13 protein-coding genes and 2 CRISPR repeat arrays (1 of these 15 running past the window's edge) are annotated in these 23,583 nt (G+C 72.0%); of the genes, 2 read left to right on the top strand and 11 right to left on the bottom strand.

The genetic code is table 11. The annotated features are described in order from the left end of the window. Positions 1–3: 3 nt before the first annotated feature. Together VLY81_RS02140 and VLY81_RS02135 are read right to left on the bottom strand one after the other, a co-directional pair. Positions 4–1,755 carry a cobalamin B12-binding domain-containing protein gene (locus tag VLY81_RS02140; RefSeq protein ID WP_324669385.1) on the bottom strand — a complete coding sequence of 584 codons (1,752 nt, stop codon included), beginning with the start codon at positions 1,753–1,755 and terminating at the stop codon, positions 4–6. 73 nt (positions 1,756–1,828) lie between these two features. Beyond that, positions 1,829–2,968, bottom strand: a complete 1,140-nt coding sequence (locus VLY81_RS02135; RefSeq protein WP_324669384.1) for an NAD/NADP octopine/nopaline dehydrogenase family protein — start codon at positions 2,966–2,968, stop codon at positions 1,829–1,831. 696 nt (positions 2,969–3,664) lie between these two features. On the opposite strand from VLY81_RS02135, the gene VLY81_RS02130 reads away from it, so the two are divergent. Further along, positions 3,665–5,290, top strand: coding sequence for a gamma-glutamyltransferase family protein (locus VLY81_RS02130; protein WP_324669383.1), 1,626 nt, complete (start codon positions 3,665–3,667; stop codon positions 5,288–5,290). A 76-nt stretch (positions 5,291–5,366) separates the two neighbouring features. Here VLY81_RS02130 and VLY81_RS02125 read toward each other — a convergent pair whose 3' ends face one another. Together VLY81_RS02125 and VLY81_RS02120 are read right to left on the bottom strand one after the other, a co-directional pair. Further along, positions 5,367–7,058, bottom strand: a complete 1,692-nt coding sequence (locus VLY81_RS02125; RefSeq protein ID WP_324670315.1) for an ATP-binding protein — start codon at positions 7,056–7,058, stop codon at positions 5,367–5,369. Positions 7,059–7,160: 102 nt separating this feature from the next. Then, entirely contained in the window at positions 7,161–7,931 is a 771-nt protein-coding gene (locus VLY81_RS02120; RefSeq protein ID WP_324669382.1) for an SAM-dependent methyltransferase, read from the bottom strand. Between the two features lie 123 nt (positions 7,932–8,054). Here VLY81_RS02120 and VLY81_RS02115 point away from each other — a divergent pair, with 123 nt between their 5' ends. Beyond that, positions 8,055–8,384, top strand: a complete 330-nt coding sequence (locus VLY81_RS02115) for a hypothetical protein (RefSeq protein WP_324669381.1) — start codon at positions 8,055–8,057, stop codon at positions 8,382–8,384. 55 nt (positions 8,385–8,439) lie between these two features. Here VLY81_RS02115 and VLY81_RS02110 read toward each other — a convergent pair whose 3' ends face one another. The 7 genes from VLY81_RS02110 to VLY81_RS02080 form a co-directional block, all read right to left on the bottom strand. After that, complete coding sequence (locus tag VLY81_RS02110) at positions 8,440–9,351, bottom strand: TIGR00269 family protein (RefSeq protein WP_324669380.1); 912 nt, start codon at positions 9,349–9,351, stop codon at positions 8,440–8,442. A gap of 33 nt (positions 9,352–9,384) precedes the next feature. Further along, a complete protein-coding gene (locus VLY81_RS02105) occupies positions 9,385–9,582 on the bottom strand; it encodes a MoaD/ThiS family protein (protein WP_324669379.1) in 198 nt (65 codons plus the stop codon). Positions 9,583–10,179: 597 nt separating this feature from the next. Next, the gene (locus VLY81_RS02100) at positions 10,180–10,764 is read right to left on the bottom strand and encodes a hypothetical protein (protein ID WP_324669378.1); all 585 of its coding nucleotides are present in this window, start codon (positions 10,762–10,764) and stop codon (positions 10,180–10,182) included. Next, complete coding sequence (locus VLY81_RS02095; RefSeq protein ID WP_324669377.1) at positions 10,752–11,321, bottom strand: hypothetical protein; 570 nt, start codon at positions 11,319–11,321, stop codon at positions 10,752–10,754. The genes VLY81_RS02100 and VLY81_RS02095 overlap by 13 nt, the downstream gene beginning before the upstream one ends. Beyond that, complete coding sequence (locus VLY81_RS02090; protein ID WP_324667807.1) at positions 11,318–11,530, bottom strand: hypothetical protein; 213 nt, start codon at positions 11,528–11,530, stop codon at positions 11,318–11,320. The genes VLY81_RS02095 and VLY81_RS02090 overlap by 4 nt, the downstream gene beginning before the upstream one ends. 148 nt (positions 11,531–11,678) lie before the next feature. Then, positions 11,679–12,926: direct repeats of the CRISPR family, unit length 28 nt; unit sequence GGCTCCCCCGCGTGCGCGGGGATCGACC. A gap of 186 nt (positions 12,927–13,112) precedes the next feature. Then, positions 13,113–14,357, bottom strand: coding sequence for a transposase (locus VLY81_RS02085; protein ID WP_324669376.1), 1,245 nt, complete (start codon positions 14,355–14,357; stop codon positions 13,113–13,115). Beyond that, positions 14,354–14,662: a transposase gene (locus VLY81_RS02080; RefSeq protein ID WP_324669374.1), complete on the bottom strand. Its 309-nt coding sequence runs from the start codon at positions 14,660–14,662 to the stop codon at positions 14,354–14,356. Before VLY81_RS02080 ends, VLY81_RS02085 begins: the two co-directional genes overlap by 4 nt. 247 nt (positions 14,663–14,909) lie before the next feature. Continuing rightward, positions 14,910–23,583: direct repeats of the CRISPR family, unit length 28 nt; unit sequence GGCTCCCCCGCGTGCGCGGGGATCGACC; it runs 752 nt beyond the window's last position.

Here is a 23,583-nt window from a genome sequence, read left to right as displayed (position 1 = left end):
CCATCACCTCGCCAACCGCACCGAGCGCGGCAGTCGGCCCTCCCGCACCGCCGCGTCCAGCACGCGCCGCACCCGCTCACGCTCGGGCAGCACCCGTTCGGTGGCAGGGTCGACGGCCCGGCAGGCGCCGCCGATGATGCGGGTGGTCACCTCGCCCCGGGCCTCGGGGTTGTTGCGCAGGTGAGGCGCATCGATGAGGCCCACGTGCACCGCCCGGGCCAGGGTGGCAGCGTCAGCCAGCGGGTCGTCGACGCCCGCCGGCGCCAGCTCCGCCATGGCCTCCAGCAGCACCCGGGCCTCGTCGAGCAGCTCGTCTCGCCGGGCCTGCACGGCCGGGTCGGCGGCCATGTCGGGCAGCCCGCTCATGGCGTCGCGGATGGCGCCCCTGGCGATCTTGACGCTCTCGACGATCTCGTCGGGGGTGGCCGCGTGATCCGCCTCACAGAAGGCCACCACGTGCACGATGTGGGGCCGCAGGGCCATCTGCAGCAGCACCGAGGATCCCAGGTGGCCCTTGGCCACCAGCAGGTCGGCCGGGTGGCTCGAGAGGCCCAGGCGCGTCTCCCGGTAGCTGGTGAAGCCGGGCCCGTGCAGGCCCTCGATGAGGGTCGCCTTGGCCAGCATCTTGGCCAGGTCCATGGCGGGCGACGTGGCCGGCGGCGTATTGAACATGTACTGCGCGACGTAGTGGCGCACACCCGCCTGCCGGGCGTTGTAGGCGGCCAGGAAGGCCATCACCACCGCGACCGCGTCGGGCGCGTCCCGCAGGCTCCAGTGGTGCGACTCGTTGGACTCCACCGGGATGCCCCGGGCCCCGTGCCAGGCGAAGGCCTGTTGCGCCTCGCGGATGGTCCGCTCCAGGGGCCGGCGACTGCGGCCGTCGAGGATGCTGTACCAGGTGAGCGGCACGGCCGCCCAGGCGTTGTGCAGGGTCTCGGCCAGCAGCTCCGCCATCGGGATCAGATCGCGGGTACCGCTGTAGGCCCGCATGAGCGGGTAGTTACCCCGGCGGCTGGCCTGGTAGATGCGCCGCAGATCCTCCGCCGTGCGCACCGGCACCCCGCCTGCCCCGTCCTGCTCGGGATCCATCTCCTCGGGGCGGAAGAAGCACTCCTGGCAGTTTTGGTCCGTGGCCAGGGAGATGACGTCGAGCGCCCGGGCCTCGGCCAGCCGCGCCACCCCCTCGATGGTGGCCTCCAGGCTCGGCAATCCGAAGTGGTGGCGGATGATGGGATAGGGGCGCTGCCAGTCGATGCGCTCGGGCAGCGTCTGGGGGTAGTGCCGCTCGGACTCGTCGCCGGCCGCCTGCTCCGCCGCCCGGGCCGCCACCTCGGCCGGCTGCCCCGAGGCCAGCGCCTGCCACAGCCGCCGCAGGTAGATGGCCGTCTCCCGGTCGTCCTCGGTCCCGTCGAAGACCCGGGCGAACCATCCCAGGGTCCGGGCCTCCGCCGCCACCGGCGGCGTCCCGCCGAAGAGGAAGAGCCGCCCGGAGGCGAGCCCCTCTGCCACGAGACGGGTCCGCAACGACTCCAGGACGCGACGGCCGGCCCCCGGCGTCAGCCGGTAGCTGAGCCCCACCACCGCCGGGTCGTGCTCCCGCAGCGCCGCCACCAGCCGCTCCGTCCTCACCGCCGGCCCCATGAAGTGGACGTCGAAGCCAGCGTCTTGGGCCATCCGGCTGAAGCGGTACAGCCCCGCCACGTGGACGCACTCGCCCACCGCGGCGGTCAGCATGCGCACCCTGCCACGAGCCATGGGACATCCCCCTCTCGACATCGCCCACGCATCGGCCCTGCAGCCCTCGCCTCGCCGCCGAGCGGCGGCCGGCTCAGGAGAGGGCCTCCAGGGCCAGGTCCGCCGGCTCCCCCATCTCGCTCGGGGCCGGCAGCCCCGTCATCACGATCTCCATCAGCCGCCGGGCGCTGACGCCGCCCAGGCCCATGCGCTCCAGGCTCCGGCCGCTCCGGCGGAAGTCGACGCCCACCAGGTGCGAGGCCATGTCGATGACGGCCTCCATCAGCGGCGTCTCGACGCCGGCCAGCCGCCCCAGGCGCGCCAGCGGCACCAGCCCCGTCGGCACGTCTTCGAGCAGGTAGCGGTGCTCCAGGGTCTCGGGCGCCATCACCCCGGCGTAGGCGGAGTTGGCCGCCACCAGCGCCTCCAGCGTCTCGAGCTCCCGGGGCAGGCCGTAGTGCCGGCGCATCCAGGTCTCGACCGGCTCGGCCCGCACGCCCCAGGCGCGCCCCACGGCCAGCCGCTCCCGGTCCAGCCCCCGCACCAGCGTCGCCACGGCCGGCGTGATGCCCTCCCGGTAGTACTCGAAGCGCTCGCCGGCCTGGATGCGCCCCGCGTTGAGCAGCATGGGGGCCGGGTGAAACATCGCGCCGATGTTGTGGATGCCCGTGGCCAGCACGTGGGGCGCCGGCACGAAGCGAGGCCCCAGCGGCCTCAGCACGGCCAGCACCTCTGCCGTCTGCCAAGGCGGCAACGCCGCCACCCGCACGCGCCGCTTGAGGCCGCTCACGCGGACCCTGCCCAGCGCGTAGCTGCGGGCCGTGTAGAGCAACGTGTCGGTCTCGGCCACCGCTCGCACCTGGGTGCCGGCCTGCTGCAACACCGCGGCGAACTCCAGCGCCCCCAGAGTGCGCCCGGGGTGGAGGACGACGAGGTGGCGAGCCGACAGGTACGGCGCCAGGGACGTCGCCAGCTCGCGGTGGGCGGTGGCCGGTGTGGCGACGATGACGACGTCGACCGAGGCGACCACCGAGAGATCGGCCGTGGCTGCGGCCAGCGGCACCTCGCCCTGCCAGACGCCCTCCACGGCGACGACGGGCCGCTCCATCAACGGGAGGATCCGGTCGGGGCTGCGGTTGACCAGCAACGGTGGCAGCCCGGCCAGACTCAGGTGGACGGCTGTGGCGAGCCCCCCGGCGCCTGCCCCGATGACGGCGATGCGGGGTCGGTCCATGCGTGCGTCCCTCCTCCTCGGGCCAGCGAGCGACCGGCCCCCGAGGCCATCACGGCCCCGCCGCCCCGGGCCGCACGGCCGTGGGCGCACGGCCGTGGGCGCACGGCCGCCCGGAGACGCCAGGGGTCGCGCACGTGACGCCGCGGCCTCACCGCCGCCCGTCGGCGACGGCGCGCGGACCGCACGCACGAGGACCTCATGCACTTGCGAAGGGAAGCCCGGCTTCGACTCGACCCGAGACGCAGGGAGCGGGACGCATGGACGCCGGGCCCACCTTCTCCTCCCACGCTTGCGGGGTTAGCTGACGGGCTCGGGTCGAAGGAGTCTGACCCTTCCGGCCGGCACCCGGGGCGGGCTGCCCCGTCACGGCAGGCGGCGACTCGCCGCTCTCGGGCGATGCCGCTCGGACAAGCGTCGGCCAGATTCGCCCCGTGAAGGCTGGGTCCCCCGCTCCTCCCGGCGGGCACGGCCCGATGCGGAGCACGCCGCCCGAGACGGGAGGATTCAGCGATCAGATGGGCCGGTCGGCCATCAGGCCAACCGCTGGCACGCTCTTCGTCGCTTGCATCAGGCTATCATGGCGGCCGCCCTGCTGTCAAACACGCCAGGGGCCGCTCCACGGAGGAGCCCCCTGCCAGGGCTGGAAGTAGCAAACGGGACCGACACCGCCATGACATGAGGAAGGGAAGGGCCGCGATGGACACCCGCTTCCCCTACCCCTCCGCCCGCATGCCGGTGCTGGCCCGCCGGGGCATGGTGGCCACCAGCCACCCGCTGGCCGCCCAGGCGGGGTTGCGCATGCTCCTGGCCGGCGGCAATGCAGTGGACGCCGCCGTGGCAGCGGCCGCGGCCCTGGTGGTGGTGGAGCCCACCTCGTGCGGCATCGGCGGCGATGCCTTCGCCATCGTCTGGGACGGCCAGCGCCTGCACGGCCTCAACGCCTCGGGCCCCGCCCCGGCCGCGCTCGATGCCGAGTTGTTGCGGCGGCGGGGTCTCGAGAAGATGCCCACCGAAGGGTGGGAGCCGGTGACGGTGCCCGGGGTGGTGGCGGGCTGGGTGCAGCTGCTGCGGCGCTTCGGGCGGATGACCCTGGCCGACGTGCTGGAGCCGGCCATCGAGTACGCCGACCAGGGGCACCCCGTGCCCCCTCGCACGGCGGCGGCGTGGCAGGCCTCCGAGGCGCGCCTGGGCCGCCGGGAGGATTTCCGCGCCGCCTTCCTGCCTGGCGGCCGGGCGCCGCGGGCCGGCGAGATCTTTCGCCAGCCCGACCAGGCCCGCACGCTGCGGCTCATCGGCGAGTCGTGGGGCGAGGCCATGTACCGGGGTGAGCTGGCCCAAGCCATCGCCCGCTACGCCGAGCGCACCGGCGGCTACCTGACCCGGGAGGACCTGGCCCGCTACGCCCCCGAGTGGGTGGAGCCGCTGGCGGTCCCCTACCGCGACATCGAGGTGTGGGAGCTGCCCCCCAACGGCCAGGGGGTGGCCGCCCTGCTGGCGCTGGGCATCGCCCGGCACTTCGACCTGGGAGCAACCGGCTCTGGCGGAGCCTCCCGCGAGCAGATCCGCCACCTCGACCCGACCCACGCCCACGTCCTGGCCGAGGCCCTGCGCCTGGCGCTCCACGAGGCCTACCAGCACGTGGCCGACCCCCGCCGAGCGCCCGTGCCGGTCGAGCGCTTCACCGACCCATCGGTGGCCGAGGCCCTGGCCGGCCGCATCCGGCTCGACCGCGCCATCCCCGACCCGATCCCCGACCGCCGGGCCGCCGGCGGCACGGTCTACCTCTGCACCGCCGACGCCGACGGGCGGATGGTCTCGTTCATCCAGTCCAACTTCTACGGCTTCGGGTCGGGCGTGGTGGTGCCCGGCACCGGCATCGCCCTGCACAATCGCGGCGCCGGCTTCAACCTGATCCCCGGCCACTCCAATGAGCTGGCCGGCGGCAAGCGTCCCTTCCACACCATCATCCCGGGCTTCATCACCCGCAAGGGCCAGGCGCTGGCAGCCTTCGGCGTGATGGGCGGCGACATGCAGGCCCAGGGCCACGTGCAGGTGGTCTCGGCGATGGTGGACTTCGGTCTCAACCCACAAGCCGCGCTGGACGCCCCTCGCCTGCGGGTGATGCCGGGCGGGCAGGTGGCACTGGAGCGGGGCTTCGACGCGGGGGTGGCGGCGGCGCTGGAGCAGCTCGGGCACCGTGTGGTGCGGGAGCGGCCCCCCATCGAGTTCGGCGGCGGGCAGATCATCTGGCGCGACCCCGACACGGGGGTCTACATCGCAGGCTCCGATCCCCGCAAGGACGGGCAGGCGGTGGGGTACTGAGCGTTTACGTGCAGCGCACGTATATACGAGCGCGCACGAAGGGTTTGTGGTGCGCACGTATGTCGGCGCACGTATCTCAGTCGCCCGGGGCGTACCATGCGCCCTTGCCCGTGCCGTGCCGGACGAGCCGGCCGCTCTCGGTCATCTTCCGAAGGAGCCGCGTCGCCTGGGACGGCCCGATCCTGCACAGCTCCATCACCTGGCCGCGCGTGACGCGACCATGGGAGCGGACGAACTGGAGCACCATCTGCTCCTGCTGAATCGGCTCAAAGCCCCGCTGACGGACGTAGGCAGCTGCTTCGCCCAGCCGACGGTACGTCTTGGCCGACAGATGATAGCTCCTGCCCCGTCCTTCCCCTCGCGCCTCGATGAGACCCGACTCGACGAGCCGTTCCAGCACGGCTCGCACCTCGGTCTGGGACTTCTGGGTCAGGCGGACCGCTTCGGAGGTCGTGATGCGACGTTCGAGCCAGAGCTCGTTGAGGATTAGCAGTTCGTCCAATCCCAGAGGGCGTCCCGCTCGGTCTTCCTCGATGACCAGCCGCACGAAGGCAAGGTTGGCTTGTCCGCCAGGCAGCACGAGCACGACGTCGGTCTCCGTGCTCCTTTGGTAGCTTGGCGCGGGACGGCCGTTGCGAAGCTGCTCGTAGAAGATGGTGTCGACGCCACGAGCGGTACGTTCTACGATGCCCGCACGCTTGAAGGCATCGGCCAGCAGAGGGTTGCGTGGCCTCGGAGGGGTCACGAGCAGGTTATCAAGGCGCACCCCATCCGGAAACCCTCCGGGGTTGGAGATCTCGATTCGGTCAGGATGCCACTGGACGTGCACGGCGCCGAGGCGCGTGTAGTCACGATGCACCAGGGCGTTGGCCAGCCCCTCACGGAACGCCCGCAGGGGGTAGTCAGGGACGCCGATCCGTAGCAGCCCGATGGAGACTTCCTGTTCGGCATTGCGAGCCTGGAACCTGGCCACTAACTCCTCCATGACGCGCAGCAGGGGCCAGCGAAAGAAGTCGTTGACCTTGACGAGCGTGCCTTCGAGCACCTGGAAGGCGACCTCGTGAGTTGGCATGTACCGGCGCAGGACGTCTTCGCGCCCGAAGAGCAGCAGCCCGAGAAGCCGGATGCCTCGCACCTTGTGGTTTGCCTCGACCGCCCCCAGTGCCTTGGCCAGGTCGACATCCGAGAGCGTTAGCAGGGAGGCATCGCCTCGACCACTCTCGCGAATGCTCCGACGGAAGCGCTCGAACTCCAACGGATCCAGGTCATCCCACGTGGCTTCGGGTATCACGAGGGCCGAGTAATCCAGCACGCCACGTGTGGCTTGCAGTGACTGCATCTCGTGATAATGGAAGGGCACACACTCCGGCCGTCCGTCACGGGTCATCCCACGGCGCAGGTACTTGCCGTCCGCCGTACCAACCGGGGTGGCGACCGGAGGCACCTCGACGGCCATCACCTTGCGGCCGCCCACGTCGACGATCTCTACCCGACAGGCCAGGGACGGTCGGGTCAGGTTGGCGATGAGCGCCTGCACCTGCACGGGGTCGGGCCACCGCCCCCTCTGCCTCGGCCGAAGCCCGGTTATCTCTCCGTCGTCCTCGACGCCGACAAGAAGCCACCCATGCTCCGTGCCCGGCCGATTAGCCAGGCAGACGACGGCCTCGACGAGGTCGCGATCCGAGAGCGGCCCGCGCCTCTCTCCCTTGAACTCGACGGCGTTGGTCTCGCCGCTTCTGATCAGGGCACGTAGACGTTCGGGTGTCATGCGCACCTCGGTAAAGTGATGCCCGACAACCCCTGCCGGACCGTAAGACCTCCTGGCGCCTCTATTCTGTGCCAATGCCGTAACTCCAGCAATGACCGTCGTTCACGGCCGCCTGAAGACCGCCACCATCCGCCGGGACTCCAGCGTCAGGGGCTCGTCGCCCCGCAGCGTCCCGTAGGCGCCCACGAGCTCGAAGCCGGCCCGGCGCGCCATCTGCGCCAGCTCCACCAGGCTGTACTGGCGAACGCTGAAGTGGCGACGCTCCACCCGCCCGTCGTCGAGGATGACGATCCGCTCCGTCTCGGTGCGATCCGTCGCGACGTCGAAGCGCACCCGCTCCAGGGTGAAGGCCCCCGGCGTCTCCACCCAGAGATGCTCGTGGCCCGAGCGCAGCAGCCAGTACTTGTGGATCATCTCCATGACCAGCCGCCCGCCAGGCCGCAGGCATTCGAAGAAGGCGGCCATCACCCGGGCGTCCTGCTCCTCGTCCTCCAGGTAGCCGAAGGAGCTGAAGAGGTTGAGGGCGACGTCGTACGAGCGCGGCCGCACGAACTCCCGCATGTCGCAGTGCACCAGCTCCAGGGCCTCGTCATCGACCCCCGCCGAGCGGGCCCGCTCCCGCGCCACCCCCAGCAGGTAAGCCGACAGGTCCACCCCCGTCACCCGGTAGCCCCGCCGCGCCAGCTCGATGCTGTGGCGGCCCTGGCCGCATGGCATGTCGAGGATGTCGGCCGGCGGCGACAGCTCCAGCAGGATCTCCAGGTCGTCGACCTGGGCGCGCGTGTACTCGGGCGTCAGGAGCGGGTCGTACGTGTGCAGGTACAGCTCGTCGAAGAAGCTCCGGTACCACCCCGGCGAGATCACCGGTGCCACCGTCCCCTCCGCGGCTTCCAGGGAGAGGCTCCCCCTGCCAGCAGGTTCCGCCCGGAAGGCCCGTCTCCTTGCGCGGCGGGGGCGCTCCGGGCGGCCAGACTCTTGAGCGGGAGGGCTGGTTCGGTGCGAACGCAATGGGTGGACGACCCCCGACAGCTGGCCAGCGCCCTGCACCAGGCCTACGTGGGGCAGGACTGCGTGGTCAACCTGCGCCGGGGCGTCGACAAGCTGGGCCAGGCCGTCATGCGGGTCGAGCGGGTCTACGTGGACGACCGCGTGCCGGAGACCCGGATGCTGCGGGTAGTGGGGCACCTGCCCGACAGCGAGGAGCACGGGAGCGTCGCCCTGCCGCTTGCGGGGCCAGCGTGGGCCGTCATGCCGGCGGAGCACGGGGGGCGCTCCACGGTCTTCGCCGGGGAGTACCAGCTCAACGTGGTGCCGGTGGAGTGGTAGGAGCGGCCGCTATGGGCGCGGGCGCGGCGGGGGGGCGCGACGGGCCGCGCGGTCGTCACCGCGTGCCAGCCGCGGCGGCCCGAGCCCGCTCGGCCAGCCGGCAGTAGGCGCAGATCTCCCCCGTCGTGGGCTCCCCGCACACCTTGCAGGCGTTGAGGGTGCGGCTCTCGTGGGGGAAGTGCCGGCGCCCCCGCTCGTAGAAGCCCCAGAGGAACTGGTGCTTGGTGCCGGGCGCCACCTCCTCCAGGCGGTTGAGCACCTCCTTGTAGAGGTGGGAGGTGGCGCCGACGGCCATGGGGCACTCGTCGACCTGGTAGTCGATGCCCTGCAGCACGGCATAGGCCGCCACCTCGCGCTCGGCCAGGCGCACCAGGGGCTTGACCTTGCGCACCAGGCCCGACTCGGTGGCCTCCATGGCAGCCGACTGGCGGCCCAGGTACTCGGTCTGCCAGTGCAGGATGTTGCCCAGCAGCGTGGCGGCCTCGTCGTCCAGGTTGTGGCCGGTGGCCACCACGGTGTAGCCGTGCTCCCGGGCGAAGCGGTTGAAGAGATGCCGCTTGGTCGTACCGCAGGCCGAGCACGGGATGCGCCGGGTGCGGCGCGACAGCTCCTCGATGCCGAAGCCCAGCTCCTCGGCCACCGAGACCTCGTGTAGCGTGAGGCCGCGCCCTTCGGCGAAGGCCCGGGTCTTGACGGCCGACTCGCTCGAGTACTCCCCGATGCCCAGGTGGACGTGGAGCCCGTCCGCCCGGTAGCCGAGCCGTTGCAGGATGTCCCACAGCGCCAGGCTGTCCTTGCCGCCCGAGACGGCCACCAGGATGCGGTCGTCGCGGCGCAGCATGTCGAGCTCGTCGATGGTGCGCTCCACCTGGCGCAGCACGTGCTCGACGAAGTGTTCGCGGCAGAAGCCGGCGTTGTGGCGGCGCACCTCCACCACGGCCGGCTGGCGGCACTTGACGCACTTCACGCGGCGGCTCACCCCTCACGCCAGCAGTTTACCTCACCCGCCGGAGAGAGCCGGGCGCACCTCGATCTCGTCGGCGTCCTCCACCACGGCGTCGGAGGTGAGCAGCGTGTCGCCCCGGATGACGATGACGGTCTCCGGGTTGAGGCGCAGCTCCTCGAGGATGCTCTTGACGGTGCGGGGGCCCCTAAACTCCCACTCCTGCCGCTTGGGGATGCGCATGCGCACCTTCATGGCCTGTCCGCCTCCCTCGGGCGCCGGCGCACGGGGCGCCGTGCGCACCCTTCACCATAGCCGAGCGGGGGCGGGGCGTCAAAAGGAGAAGAGCGCGGCTGGGGGCCCCGCGAGAGCGGTACGACCCTGTCGTCCCATCAGAAGCAGAGCGCGTCATAGGCCCCGGTCGGCACCGCGGCACGGCGCAGAAAGAAGCCGCGACGGGAGGCCGTGTGGCTAGCCTTGCTCCCGGGCCCATCGACGGGGAGGGGATCCGTCCACATGGCCCGAAGGCACGTTCGCGAACCCGGTGCCCCCAATGTTACGCAGGATCGAGGCAGCTTGGCTCTCGAAGCTCCTTGACAAGGTCGGCCTTCTGAGCCGACTACATAGGGAAAATGGTTATTTTACCACTCGAGTGGCGCCGTTGCAAGAGGCTCCCCCGCGTGCCAGAGATCGCGCCAGTGTTTACCAGTAAGAAGTTGTTAGTTGATTGGTGAGGTGGGGGTCAGAAGGACAAAACGAGCCGGGCACCTCCCCCCCTCCCCGGGGCCACCCGGCTGGCTTCCACAACATACGGCTTGCCCGGTCGGCTTCCCCCACCCGCCGGCGGGAGGGTCAGCTGGTGTCCGGGACCAGATACAGCCCCAGCGGTCCCTCCCCGATCAGCAGCTCCGCCCGCAGCCGCTCGGCCACGCCCCGCTCGGTCTGCTCCCACGGACCGCGGCGGCGGATGCGGCGGGCCAGGAAGAGCTGAAAGAGGTTGTAGCCAGCGGCCAGCAACGCCCACAGCACCTGCATGCCGGTCGGGTGGTGGAGGAAGCCATGGTCCAGGTGCCACTCCTGCTTCGGCTGCCGGAAGCCTTCATCTCTACCCCCAACGGGATCGGGCGATCTCCACGCCACCCGGCCGCTGGCCTCGGCCGGGCTCAGCGTGGTGGCCACCTCCAGGATGCGAAGGGCTTTGCAGTGCCAGACGGCAGTCCCCTGGTGCTCCGTCCAGCTCAGCTCCTCTTCGGCATAGACGACTCGGATAGGGTGCTTGAGCCCCTCCCGGCTGGTCAGCTCCGGGCTGTCCCACACCCGCACCTCCACCTGAAAGGAGCCGATGCGGGTGACAAAGGCTTCGCCGTAGCGGCGGCCCCGGCGCAGTCCCGCTGCGTCCTGGACGACCGCGTAGCGCTCGTCCTTCAGGCGCACCACGACGTGCAGTCCAGGGCGCGCACCGCCTCGAGGAAGGGAGCCTGCGCGTACAGGGCATCCACCGTGACCACGTCGCAGAAATGCCCGTGCGTGCCCTGCAGGCGCCGAAGCAGTCGCAGGCAGCGTCGACCTCCCCTTCCTTCGGCCGCTGGGGCTCCATGCCCACACCACCGGCGGCACGTCCCGACCCTTGCACCGACTCGGATAGTCCCCTCGTCCCCATGCCGCCAGCGCACCGTCTGGGCCGCCACGACCCGGTGGGCGTACTCCACCCGCCCGTCCCGATGCCGGTAGACCTGGCAAGCCGCACAGCAGCGGGCCTGGGTGCGCAGCACCTCGGTCCCATCCAGCGCCACCACATGCCAGCCATGCACGCTGCCGCCCCGGAAGGTCTTGTTCTTGCGGGCCGTGGCCAGGATGGCGTCGTTGATCGCCCACGCCGAGGCCACGTCGGCGGCCATGGCCCAGTCCCGAAGGCAGTCCCGAAGCGGCAATCGGTGGCGTCCTACCAGCTTGCGGAAGGCGCCGGCCCGCACCCAGCGCTCCAGCTCCATCATCGACCGGGCCCGCAGGCTGACCCCACCGAAAGCACGCAGCCGATGACGAAGCCGGGCACCTCCACCCGCCGGCGCCGATCCCGCAGGCCGCGCAGGTGCCGGCCGAGGCAGAAGGTGGAGGCCATGTACGCGGCGAACTGTCGGACCCGCCGGTGGGAGGGCGTGGCTCCCATCGGCTGTAGCACCCCCTGGTCGCGTGTTCTGGCCATCGTCTTCGTCGCCCGGGGGTGCTTTCCTTTTGCTGGAGGCTTGCCGCCCCCATTTCCAGCGAAAAAAAGAAAGAGCCCCTCCGCCCGCTACCCTCGTGGGCCCAGCCGTCTCCGGCCTTTGATTAGGGCGGCTGAGCTACTGGCGCAGGTTCTGCCCGCGTGCGCGGGGATCGACCTCCTCGGCTGCAGGAAGCAGCCATCCAGTCCAGGGCTCCCCCGCGTGCGCGGGGATCGACCCTGCCGAAGCCTCTGCCGTTTTGCCCAAAACCGGGCTCCCCCGCGTGCGCGGGGATCGACCCGCGGCCATGTACGCCCGCGACGCAGCAGGTCGGGCTCCCCCGCGTGCGCGGGGATCGACCCTCGCTCACGTTCTGTTGCATCTGCCACCACAAGGCTCCCCCGCGTGCGCGGGGATCGACCCGAGGCCATCCGAGCCCAGGAGCACAGCAGCGAGGCTCCCCCGCGTGCGCGGGGATCGACCCTGCTGGCGCTGCTGGACGTGCTCGGGTACCGAGGCTCCCCCGCGTGCGCGGGGATCGACCGCGCGAGGAGCGGCTGGCCCGGCTCGCGGCCATGGCTCCCCCGCGTGCGCGGGGATCGACCCTCCGCGGCCAGGCGATGTACCTCCCGCGGCGAGGCTCCCCCGCGTGCGCGGGGATCGACCCCCGCCACCCGGCCACCTCGATCATCGTGATGTGGCTCCCCCGCGTGCGCGGGGATCGACCTTTCCGCTACGGTTTCCCATGCGATCTCCACAAGGCTCCCCCGCGTGCGCGGGGATCGACCCGAGCGCCCCGTGAGGGCGCCCATTCCGGGGCCGGCTCCCCCGCGTGCGCGGGGATCGACCTGATTCTCCAAAGCGAATCGCTATGTAAGGATAGGCTCCCCCGCGTGCGCGGGGATCGACCCCCATGGACAGCCGTCGAGGGCTACGAGGAGCTGGCTCCCCCGCGTGCGCGGGGATCGACCTCCTCATCCCAACCCGCACATCCTCCAGCCTCAGGCTCCCCCGCGTGCGCGGGGATCGACCCTCGGCTACCGCTGGCACCCTGCCACTGGTCGCGGCTCCCCCGCGTGCGCGGGGATCGACCCCGCGCGAAGCGCGGCTCGCACCAGGCTTAGGTGGCTCCCCCGCGTGCGCGGGGATCGACCCCAGGAGACCGGCGCGCCCATCCCACAGGCCATGGCTCCCCCGCGTGCGCGGGGATCGACCCGAGCCCATGCCGCGTCATGGAGGCCAGGGGCCGGCTCCCCCGCGTGCGCGGGGATCGACCCCGGCTCAAAGTGTCACCTCCTCTCGACGCTTAGGCTCCCCCGCGTGCGCGGGGATCGACCCGAGTCGAACGGTCTGGCCCATACGGCGTCCTGGGCTCCCCCGCGTGCGCGGGGATCGACCGCCCCTAGGTGACTGCTCGGTTTCCTGTTGAATCGGGCCTTTGGTAGGGGGTTTGAAAGGTCAGGCATGCGGCCAGCGGGTTCGAGCTCGACCCAATCGCGGCCTTCGACGGGAGGGCGGAGCGCGTCGTGCTGCCTTTCCAACCCCCGGTTTCCCTTCTCTTTTCCTTGTCTTCCAGCTTCTTACTCATGCGGGGCCCACCACCCCCACGGGTGGCCCGGCGGCCATCACCTCCTTGATGTTGTGGTTGATGGCGGCCAGCAGGAGCTGGAAGCGCACCTTGATGCGACCCCAGTAGCGCGCCTTGCGGGCCCCGTGGGTCTTGAGCTGCCGCACGATGCGCTCGATGCGGGCCCGCAGCCGGTAGCGCTCCCGAAAGGCCGGGGTGCGCTGGTACGCCCGAGCCTGCCGCAGCTCGACCTCGTAGGGGTGGATCGTGACCTGACGGGCCGCCGCCGGCGTGCAGCGGGCCTTGAGGGGACAGGCCCCGCAGGCCTCGGCCGCAAAGCTCACCACGAACCCCTTGTGGTGCTGCAGTCGGCCCGGGTCGAAGCGGACCGTCTGCCCTGCGGGGCAGGTGAGCGTGCCGGCGTCGGCGTCCAGGGCGAAGGCCTCCTTCGAGAGCGCCCTCCCGGTTCGTCGCCGGGGCGCCTTGGCCACGATGAGGGTCCCCTTCTCGGCCTGGCGCCGGGCGCGCTCGACGTCGAAGTACGCCTGATCGCCCAGCACCTCCGCGGGGCGGTGGCCGTGCCGCTCCTGGTCGTCCAGCATCGCCTCCAGCCTCGCGTCGTCCGGTGCGTTGGCGGGCGTCACCGCGACGGCGGTGACCAGCCGGTGGCCCTCGCCGCCCGTCATCAGATGGGCTTTGTAGCCGTCTGCCCGGTTCGAGGCCGTCTTGTGGCCATGGCGCATCTCGGGGTCGACCACCGAGATGACCCGGTCCTTGGCCACCCCCTGCTTGAGGCGGACCGTCCCGTCCGGGTCCCGCTCGATGTCCTGGGTGGCCACCCGCTCCAGCAGGTCCACCATGGCCTTCAAGTCCTCGGGCACCTTCGCAAGCGCCCGCGCCGCCGCCACCAGGGCCGACGCGTCGTCGACCAGCGCCTGGAGCAGCTGTCGGCGGGCCTCGGCGTCGTCCCAGTCGATCCGGGGCTTGCCCGGCTGGTGGTAATCGGTGCGCTTCAGTACCGCCGAAAGCGGACCGTCCAGCTCGTGCATCCGGGCCACCGCCAGGACCCGCACGATACCCTTGCGGATGAGGGTGTAGGTGTCCTGCACGGCGGCCCCGCCGTGGATGAGAAAGGAATCGACGATCTGGGAGCGCTCCGGCGAAAACAGCCCCGCCTGCTTGGCCGAGGCCAGGGTCCTCTCCAGCATGGCCGCCGCGATGCCATGCTGCAAGAAGCGCCGGCGGTGGTCGCACAGCGTCACCGCATCGATGCCCTCAAAGTCCCGCCCGCCAAAATCGCCAGCTTCACCCGGTCATCGAAGCGGGATTCCTGCTCCATCTCCCGGTCCGAGTAGCCCTTCTCCATCTGGATCAACAGCGCCAGAAACGTGTGGACCGGGCTCACCGAAGGCCTTCCGGTGCGGGCGTCAAACAGCGGAGCAAACATCGATTCGTCCAGGTTCTGCACCGCCCAGTCGTGGAGCCGCCACCAGTAGGAGTCCTTGGGGATGCGCTGTCGCCAGGTGACGTCGTCGAAGGTGGTCTGCCGGTTGCGCCGGCCCAGCACGCCGCTCCACTCCCTGCCCGGAGGTGGTTTCCAGCCGCATCGTACCACGAAAACGGGCGTGAACGCAAGAGCGGTGCAGCAATACAAAGCTACAGAAAGCTCATAGAGGTGTATCAATGGTTACTGTCCAAGAAAGCCCTCCGGCGTTCATCATCGACTTTCTATTCTTCAAACCCCATCAGCTCATACCCCGTGGGGTACGGTTTCCGAGCGGTCACCTAGGAGCGGCGGACCGTGGGGGGACGTGGGCTCCCCCGCGTGCGCGGGGATCGACCCTACGCCCTTCGGCTGGCTGATGAGCACGGCGCGGCTCCCCCGCGTGCGCGGGGATCGACCCCGCCAGGAGCCGGGGATAGCGTCGGGCGAAGCGGCTCCCCCGCGTGCGCGGGGATCGACCTGCCTTAATGGCAGCGATCAGCGCCCGCTCGGCGGCTCCCCCGCGTGCGCGGGGATCGACCCGACAGCGAACAGCGCCGGGCGGATGACCAGCGGGCTCCCCCGCGTGCGCGGGGATCGACCCTCGTCGCCGCCGCGCCGGTTGCGGTAGGGCACGGCTCCCCCGCGTGCGCGGGGATCGACCCGCCGCCAGGCGGGCGAGATCATCGGGGCTCGTGGCTCCCCCGCGTGCGCGGGGATCGACCCACTCAACATGGCGAGTCGGTTGGCGAGTGCATGGCTCCCCCGCGTGCGCGGGGATCGACCTGGAGGTGGGGAGGAGGCTAGGGGAGGAGACGTGGCTCCCCCGCGTGCGCGGGGATCGACCTTGATCCCACGGATCCCGTATCCTGTACTCTGCGGCTCCCCCGCGTGCGCGGGGATCGACCGCCGCCAGAAATCCCACCCCTGTACCGCTACCGGGCTCCCCCGCGTGCGCGGGGATCGACCCTGATGTACGCGGTCGGAGATCGCCAGGAACGGGGCTCCCCCGCGTGCGCGGGGATCGACCCCCGCAGACTGCCGACAGGGCCGCACACGAGCGGGCTCCCCCGCGTGCGCGGGGATCGACCCCTCCGCGCCCTCGACGAGCAGGCCCAGAAGATGGCTCCCCCGCGTGCGCGGGGATCGACCCATGGCCAACGCCGTGCGGTCGAACACCGAGGAGGCTCCCCCGCGTGCGCGGGGATCGACCTTGGTCCCGCTCATGGCCCGCGGGCGCGATGGGGGCTCCCCCGCGTGCGCGGGGATCGACCCTGGCCGCTCCACAAGCGCCGGCGGCTCGTTGCGGCTCCCCCGCGTGCGCGGGGATCGACCGTTTTCCCAGGAGAGATCGACGTCCGGCAGCAGGGCTCCCCCGCGTGCGCGGGGATCGACCTGTCCGCTAGCTGCTGGAGCACGCCGTTGACGCGGCTCCCCCGCGTGCGCGGGGATCGACCCTGCCTCCATCGCGACGCAGAGGCCGTGACAGGGGCTCCCCCGCGTGCGCGGGGATCGACCGCAGTTTGAGGCGATGAGGAGGGCCTCGCAGAGGGCTCCCCCGCGTGCGCGGGGATCGACCTTGACCATCACGGAGCAACAGGGCCGGACGTCAGGCTCCCCCGCGTGCGCGGGGATCGACCTTATGCCCTCCGGTTGGCGGATGAGCACAATGCGGCTCCCCCGCGTGCGCGGGGATCGACCCTCGGAATTGACCGAACGGGCCATCAGGAAACCGGCTCCCCCGCGTGCGCGGGGATCGACCCTGCAGAAGCCTGGCGTGACCGTGTTCCACAGGGGCTCCCCCGCGTGCGCGGGGATCGACCCTCGCGCACGTTCCCGACATCGCCCACTACCTGGGCTCCCCCGCGTGCGCGGGGATCGACCCCATGTCGCGGATCGTCGCAAAACTCCCAGATAGGCTCCCCCGCGTGCGCGGGGATCGACCCCGACGCATTGCTGCGTCGGCCTTTGCTTGGATGGCTCCCCCGCGTGCGCGGGGATCGACCCGATGACGGGGGATGTGTACCTGTCGCCTGACGGGCTCCCCCGCGTGCGCGGGGATCGACCCCCCCAGAGCATCCCCTGACCATGCTCCTGGTGGGCTCCCCCGCGTGCGCGGGGATCGACCTGTGCGGGCCGGGATTGCTCCCGGCCCTTGATCGGCTCCCCCCGCGTGCGCGGGGATCGACCGCCAGCGGGGTGAGTTAGCATGACCCCGACTGCGGCTCCCCCGCGTGCGCGGGGATCGACCTCGATGAAGACGCCGTAATGTCTCTGTTGCGCCGGCTCCCCCGCGTGCGCGGGGATCGACCCAACATTCACGCGAGCCAAGGCTCACACCCGATGGCTCCCCCGCGTGCGCGGGGATCGACCCGACGATGGACGTGCTGGCCGACGCCTGGCTACGGCTCCCCCGCGTGCGCGGGGATCGACCTCCTCGACCCACGCCTTGCGAGCCTCGCCGTCGGGCTCCCCCGCGTGCGCGGGGATCGACCCTTCCGCCGGCGCATGAGCAAGGCCTCGGTGGAGGCTCCCCCGCGTGCGCGGGGATCGACCAGTTTCGTCGGATTCGATCTCCTCCGCGGACACGGCTCCCCCGCGTGCGCGGGGATCGACCTTGACGAGCCCTTGCCAGTAGAGCTATGGCCAGGGCTCCCCCGCGTGCGCGGGGATCGACCCTCTGCGAGGCCCTCCTCATCGCCTCAAACTGCGGCTCCCCCGCGTGCGCGGGGATCGACCCCCTTCCGACAGGACGGCGAGGAGCATGTCGACGGGCTCCCCCGCGTGCGCGGGGATCGACCCTGGACCCACCATGCATTGCCGCCCTCACGATGGGCTCCCCCGCGTGCGCGGGGATCGACCCGCGATCCGCTGGACGAGCCGCAAGCCCGGAAAGGCTCCCCCGCGTGCGCGGGGATCGACCGTCCCGCTCTTCTTGCGCCAGCAGGCGGGAGAGGGCTCCCCCGCGTGCGCGGGGATCGACCCCACGTCCGCTTTGCGTCCATTCTGCCCGAAGAGGCTCCCCCGCGTGCGCGGGGATCGACCCCTGCCACACCACCCGCATTCCGGCCCGCTCCAGGCTCCCCCGCGTGCGCGGGGATCGACCCGCCGCCAAGCTGCGGGCACGCCACATCCGGCGGGCTCCCCCGCGTGCGCGGGGATCGACCTCCGAACCCTGGGCAGGTTGGCTCTCTTCGTTAGGCTCCCCCGCGTGCGCGGGGATCGACCCGCGCTGGCCAGGGCCCGGCGCAAGCTCCGCAGGGCTCCCCCGCGTGCGCGGGGATCGACCGCGCCGCAACCGCCGGGAACCCATCTGGCACCCGGCTCCCCCGCGTGCGCGGGGATCGACCCTGCGCTCACTGCATCGGCAAGTCGAAGCGGTAGGCTCCCCCGCGTGCGCGGGGATCGACCCGTCTCCCGGCTGCGCCCATACACCCGCGCCGCGGCTCCCCCGCGTGCGCGGGGATCGACCTCCGAACCCTGGGCAGGTTGGCTCTCTTCGTTAGGCTCCCCCGCGTGCGCGGGGATCGACCCGAGCGGCCCCGCCCGCCGGCCGCAGCTCAGGTGGCTCCCCCGCGTGCGCGGGGATCGACCCCACTGCTCCAGCCGGCGCACCTCGGCCTCGGCGGCTCCCCCGCGTGCGCGGGGATCGACCCTCCAGCGTGCGCTCGGGGGCGTCCACGAGCCCGGCTCCCCCGCGTGCGCGGGGATCGACCCTGACCATCGGCCGCTTCGACTTGACGCAGGCTGGCTCCCCCGCGTGCGCGGGGATCGACCCCGCAAGCTGGAGGTGCGGGCCAGCGAGATCGAGGCTCCCCCGCGTGCGCGGGGATCGACCACGCATGCGCCACGGCCTGGAGATGCCGAATCAGGCTCCCCCGCGTGCGCGGGGATCGACCCCAGCAGCTTCTCGAGATCGCCTGCGTCCTGACGGCTCCCCCGCGTGCGCGGGGATCGACCTCGTCGAGCACGTCGACGGCCGGGAGTACGCGTGGCTCCCCCGCGTGCGCGGGGATCGACCATTTCCATCATGAACCCGGGCGGCTCGGGGTCGGGCTCCCCCGCGTGCGCGGGGATCGACCTCGTCGAGCACGTCGACGGCCGGGAGTACGCGTGGCTCCCCCGCGTGCGCGGGGATCGACCTCTCGAAGTCCCCGAACACTGCCGGCGCTTCGGGGCTCCCCCGCGTGCGCGGGGATCGACCGCTCCAACACCGAAAGGCGCAGGGCCAGGCTGAGGCTCCCCCGCGTGCGCGGGGATCGACCCGTCTCCCGGCTGCGCCCATACACCCGCGCCGCGGCTCCCCCGCGTGCGCGGGGATCGACCTCAGTATCAAGTGAAAGAATCGTCGGCGGGGCGGGCTCCCCCGCGTGCGCGGGGATCGACCCGTGGACACCGAGACCCTGCCGGGGCTCGTGATGGCTCCCCCGCGTGCGCGGGGATCGACCCGGTGTGATTTCCGTCTGACCACGACCTTGCATGGCTCCCCCGCGTGCGCGGGGATCGACCCTTCGCCGCCAACGAGTACGCCCTCATCCAGGAGGCTCCCCCGCGTGCGCGGGGATCGACCCTTAGCTTCCTCCAGTTGGACATGGCCAGCCAAGGCTCCCCCGCGTGCGCGGGGATCGACCTTGCGCGAAGGGTTGCCAGGTGCTGGCGACGGCGGCTCCCCCGCGTGCGCGGGGATCGACCCGTAGTCGTGATCGAGCAGATCGTCGAACAAGAGGCTCCCCCGCGTGCGCGGGGATCGACCCGCGTAAGGGCTCAAGCGAGAACCTGTACGTGAGGGCTCCCCCGCGTGCGCGGGGATCGACCCTCATCGGGCGTAAGCGCCCGCGGCTCGTCGTAGGCTCCCCCGCGTGCGCGGGGATCGACCCCCGGACGAATCCTGATGCTCTGAGCCCGGATCGGCTCCCCCGCGTGCGCGGGGATCGACCTCTTCTCCAGTGGCCTGCGCCCCATGCTCCACAGGCTCCCCCGCGTGCGCGGGGATCGACCCGAGCCGTCAGAGGCGGCCCGACGGGTACCAGAGGCTCCCCCGCGTGCGCGGGGATCGACCCGATGAGCGCATTGCGTGGCTCACGGATCACGAGGCTCCCCCGCGTGCGCGGGGATCGACCCAGACTGGTGCGCTTCGATGACGGGACCATGACGGCTCCCCCGCGTGCGCGGGGATCGACCCCGCCAAATACCGCAGGACATCCGGAATAGTCAGGCTCCCCCGCGTGCGCGGGGATCGACCCTTCCAACTGGTCTTCCCTGACCCGGCGCAGACGGCTCCCCCGCGTGCGCGGGGATCGACCTGATGCGGCGGCTGATGGAGCTGATCTGAGCGCGGCTCCCCCGCGTGCGCGGGGATCGACCCTCGTCGCGCCTTTGGGCTGCGGCATACTCGTAGGCTCCCCCGCGTGCGCGGGGATCGACCGCCATGCTCAAGCAGGTCTTGCAAGTCTACTGCGGCTCCCCCGCGTGCGCGGGGATCGACCCGCGGCGGGAGAAGGCGCTGGTGCTGAATGAGAGGCTCCCCCGCGTGCGCGGGGATCGACCGCTCGCCGACCCCCTCAGCCAGTCGGTGGCCGAGGCTCCCCCGCGTGCGCGGGGATCGACCCCCGTAGGCCCTGTACCCGAGTGAGTTCGCCCAGGCTCCCCCGCGTGCGCGGGGATCGACCCATGACCGGCTTCGCCCTTGTGCTCCGCTAGCCGGCTCCCCCGCGTGCGCGGGGATCGACCGCCGGGCCGGACTGGGAGGAGGACTGGGCCGAGGGCTCCCCCGCGTGCGCGGGGATCGACCCCCCGTCCGCAGCCAGTCCGCATGAGCCAGGCTGGCTCCCCCGCGTGCGCGGGGATCGACCACCCCGGGACGTCCGACCGGCGGAACCGCAGGGTGGCTCCCCCGCGTGCGCGGGGATCGACCTGCTGTAGCCGTGCCGGTGGCGGAGTGGATTGGGGCTCCCCCGCGTGCGCGGGGATCGACCTTCGGCGGCTACCCCTGGGAGGCCGTCGAGAGCGGCTCCCCCGCGTGCGCGGGGATCGACCCTCCTCGCCGACTTTAGCTGTGCGCCACCAATAGGCTCCCCCGCGTGCGCGGGGATCGACCCTCCTCGCCGACTTTAGCTGTGCGCCACCAATAGGCTCCCCCGCGTGCGCGGGGATCGACCCTACCAGGTACTCTCCAGGCCCCTGCTGGTCAAGGCTCCCCCGCGTGCGCGGGGATCGACCTTGAGGATTACCGAGTACGTGGATGGCGAGAAGGGCTCCCCCGCGTGCGCGGGGATCGACCGTACCCGACGCCGCCGACCATCGGCGAGATCCGGGCTCCCCCGCGTGCGCGGGGATCGACCCTCCTTGACGTGGCCGACCTCTTTGGGGCGGCCGGCTCCCCCGCGTGCGCGGGGATCGACCCCCCTCCCGTCTCCCTCCCTCAGCGCGGGCGGAGGCTCCCCCGCGTGCGCGGGGATCGACCCTTCTCCCCCTTTGACTTGCCAGGGATTGCGACGGCTCCCCCGCGTGCGCGGGGATCGACCGTTCCGGTGGCGGCCCAAGGTTGGTTCAGGCGTGGCTCCCCCGCGTGCGCGGGGATCGACCGACACCGACAACCCGGCGCAGGCGCTCATCGAGGGCTCCCCCGCGTGCGCGGGGATCGACCGGTAGGCAGGAAGATTTCGGCGGAGCGCTTGGCGGCTCCCCCGCGTGCGCGGGGATCGACCTGCCCAAACCGTGACGAAGATTGACTCCCGCGCGGCTCCCCCGCGTGCGCGGGGATCGACCTTGGTGGGCTCATCCTGGCTTTGGGAGGGGCGGGGCTCCCCCGCGTGCGCGGGGATCGACCCACTACCATACCCGCGATCGCGCCCCAGCAGCCGGCTCCCCCGCGTGCGCGGGGATCGACCCGCGGACGAGCCTCCCCGCGTTGAGGTGGAGGTGGCTCCCCCGCGTGCGCGGGGATCGACCCGCTAGGGGAGCGAGAGCCATGCATACCGACCAGGCTCCCCCGCGTGCGCGGGGATCGACCCCTGGCAGTAGACGTGGATAAGAACGAGAACATGGCTCCCCCGCGTGCGCGGGGATCGACCGCCGCATGATCACGCTGTCCGACGTCCTACAGGGGCTCCCCCGCGTGCGCGGGGATCGACCCGCCGCGTTCGGCGGAAAGGACCTGCGGAATAGGGCTCCCCCGCGTGCGCGGGGATCGACCACCGTAACATTCACCCCCTTGCCAGGCGTATATGGCTCCCCCGCGTGCGCGGGGATCGACCCTCACCGAGACCGAACGGGCACAGGCCGCCACGGGCTCCCCCGCGTGCGCGGGGATCGACCTGCCCGGATGAAGTAGTTGAGCTTGCGGGCCGCGGCTCCCCCGCGTGCGCGGGGATCGACCCCCGTGGGAGGCCGTCGAGAGCTGCCAGGAGGTGGCTCCCCCGCGTGCGCGGGGATCGACCCTTCAGCGCATCATTGAGCGGGAGAATGTGCGGGGCTCCCCCGCGTGCGCGGGGATCGACCCGTCCGAGCCCACGCCGTCACGCGGGCGAAAAAGGCTCCCCCGCGTGCGCGGGGATCGACCCTGCAGCACGCCTACCCGCACGTGGAGACGACGGGCTCCCCCGCGTGCGCGGGGATCGACCTGGGCCATGCTGTCAGGCAGCCGCATCGACCCGGGCTCCCCCGCGTGCGCGGGGATCGACCCGCCGCTTCGCCTCTTTCAAGGCGCGCGGAAGTGGCTCCCCCGCGTGCGCGGGGATCGACCTGCGGGCGTGAGATGGCGTGGCACACCGGCGAGGGCTCCCCCGCGTGCGCGGGGATCGACCCCTGGCGGCCTCACGGCTCCAGGCGCGGTGGGCGGCTCCCCCGCGTGCGCGGGGATCGACCCCCGCGCCGTGATCCGAATGGCGAGCCAGTCTGGGCTCCCCCGCGTGCGCGGGGATCGACCTCCTGCGCTTTCGTCGCCGACGCGCCAGGTCCTGGCTCCCCCGCGTGCGCGGGGATCGACCTGCCCGAGCGCCTTCCCATTGGCGCGTATCGCCGGCTCCCCCGCGTGCGCGGGGATCGACCTGAGACGCGCGGCGTGCCGGTGATGGACGGCGGGGCTCCCCCGCGTGCGCGGGGATCGACCGCCATCAAGCGCAATCCCTTTGGGCCACCCGTGGGCTCCCCCGCGTGCGCGGGGATCGACCCGTCATACCAGCCGTGCACTCGGCTGATGCCGTGGCTCCCCCGCGTGCGCGGGGATCGACCTCGACGGGGTGCCATCCTGGTGCGAAACTGCATGGCTCCCCCGCGTGCGCGGGGATCGACCTGACCCGCACAACGCCGAGGAGGCCATCGCGGCGGCTCCCCCGCGTGCGCGGGGATCGACCCGCCCCCGCCATGCTTTACGTGGGTCTCTTCGTGGCTCCCCCGCGTGCGCGGGGATCGACCTTGCGCCGGCGTGATGGGCTTGCGGCGTTTTTCGGCTCCCCCGCGTGCGCGGGGATCGACCGCCAGCAGGAGAATTGGGCCCGCTGCGTCACCAGGCTCCCCCGCGTGCGCGGGGATCGACCTGGCTCCGCAGGCCGTCCAGGAGGCGGGCGACGGGCTCCCCCGCGTGCGCGGGGATCGACCTTGATCCCACGGATCCCGTACCCTGTACTCTGCGGCTCCCCCGCGTGCGCGGGGATCGACCCGGCTGCTCTGCATTCAAGTGTACGGCGGCGCAGGCTCCCCCGCGTGCGCGGGGATCGACCTTACGAGGCGACCTGGCGGCTCGAGGAGGAGCTGGCTCCCTCGCGTGCGCGGGGATCGACCCGCCACCGCGGATGTGGGGGAGGGCGAGGAGATGGCTCCCCCGCGTGCGCGGGGATCGACCTCTCATCGAGCTGGCAGGACGCACCTGCTACCAGGCTCCCCCGCGTGCGCGGGGATCGACCTGCGCTGCTTGACCGTATCCGCACCACTGACGGGGCTCCCCCGCGTGCGCGGGGATCGACCCCCGCAGGCCAGTGGTGGATCTGCGTGGGTACCGGCTACCC

This window comes from Limnochorda sp. LNt, assembly GCF_035593265.1.
Lineage (GTDB): Bacteria > Bacillota > Limnochordia > Limnochordales > Geochordaceae > Geochorda > Geochorda subterranea.
The sequence above is the reverse complement of the archived record's forward strand: the minus strand, read 5'-3'. Positions and strand labels throughout refer to the sequence as shown.

Coding starts and splice junctions, on each gene's coding strand:
- VLY81_RS02140 (WP_324669385.1), bottom strand. CDS start 1,755: ATGGCTCGTGGCAGGGTGCGCATGCTGACCGCCGCGGTGGGCGAGTGC.
- VLY81_RS02135 (WP_324669384.1), bottom strand. CDS start 2,968: ATGGACCGACCCCGCATCGCCGTCATCGGGGCAGGCGCCGGGGGGCTC.
- VLY81_RS02130 (WP_324669383.1), top strand. CDS start 3,665: ATGGACACCCGCTTCCCCTACCCCTCCGCCCGCATGCCGGTGCTGGCC.
- VLY81_RS02125 (WP_324670315.1), bottom strand. CDS start 7,058: ATGACACCCGAACGTCTACGTGCCCTGATCAGAAGCGGCGAGACCAAC.
- VLY81_RS02105 (WP_324669379.1), bottom strand. CDS start 9,582: ATGAAGGTGCGCATGCGCATCCCCAAGCGGCAGGAGTGGGAGTTTAGG.
- VLY81_RS02095 (WP_324669377.1), bottom strand. CDS start 11,321: ATGATGGAGCTGGAGCGCTGGGTGCGGGCCGGCGCCTTCCGCAAGCTG.
- VLY81_RS02090 (WP_324667807.1), bottom strand. CDS start 11,530: ATGGCCAGAACACGCGACCAGGGGGTGCTACAGCCGATGGGAGCCACG.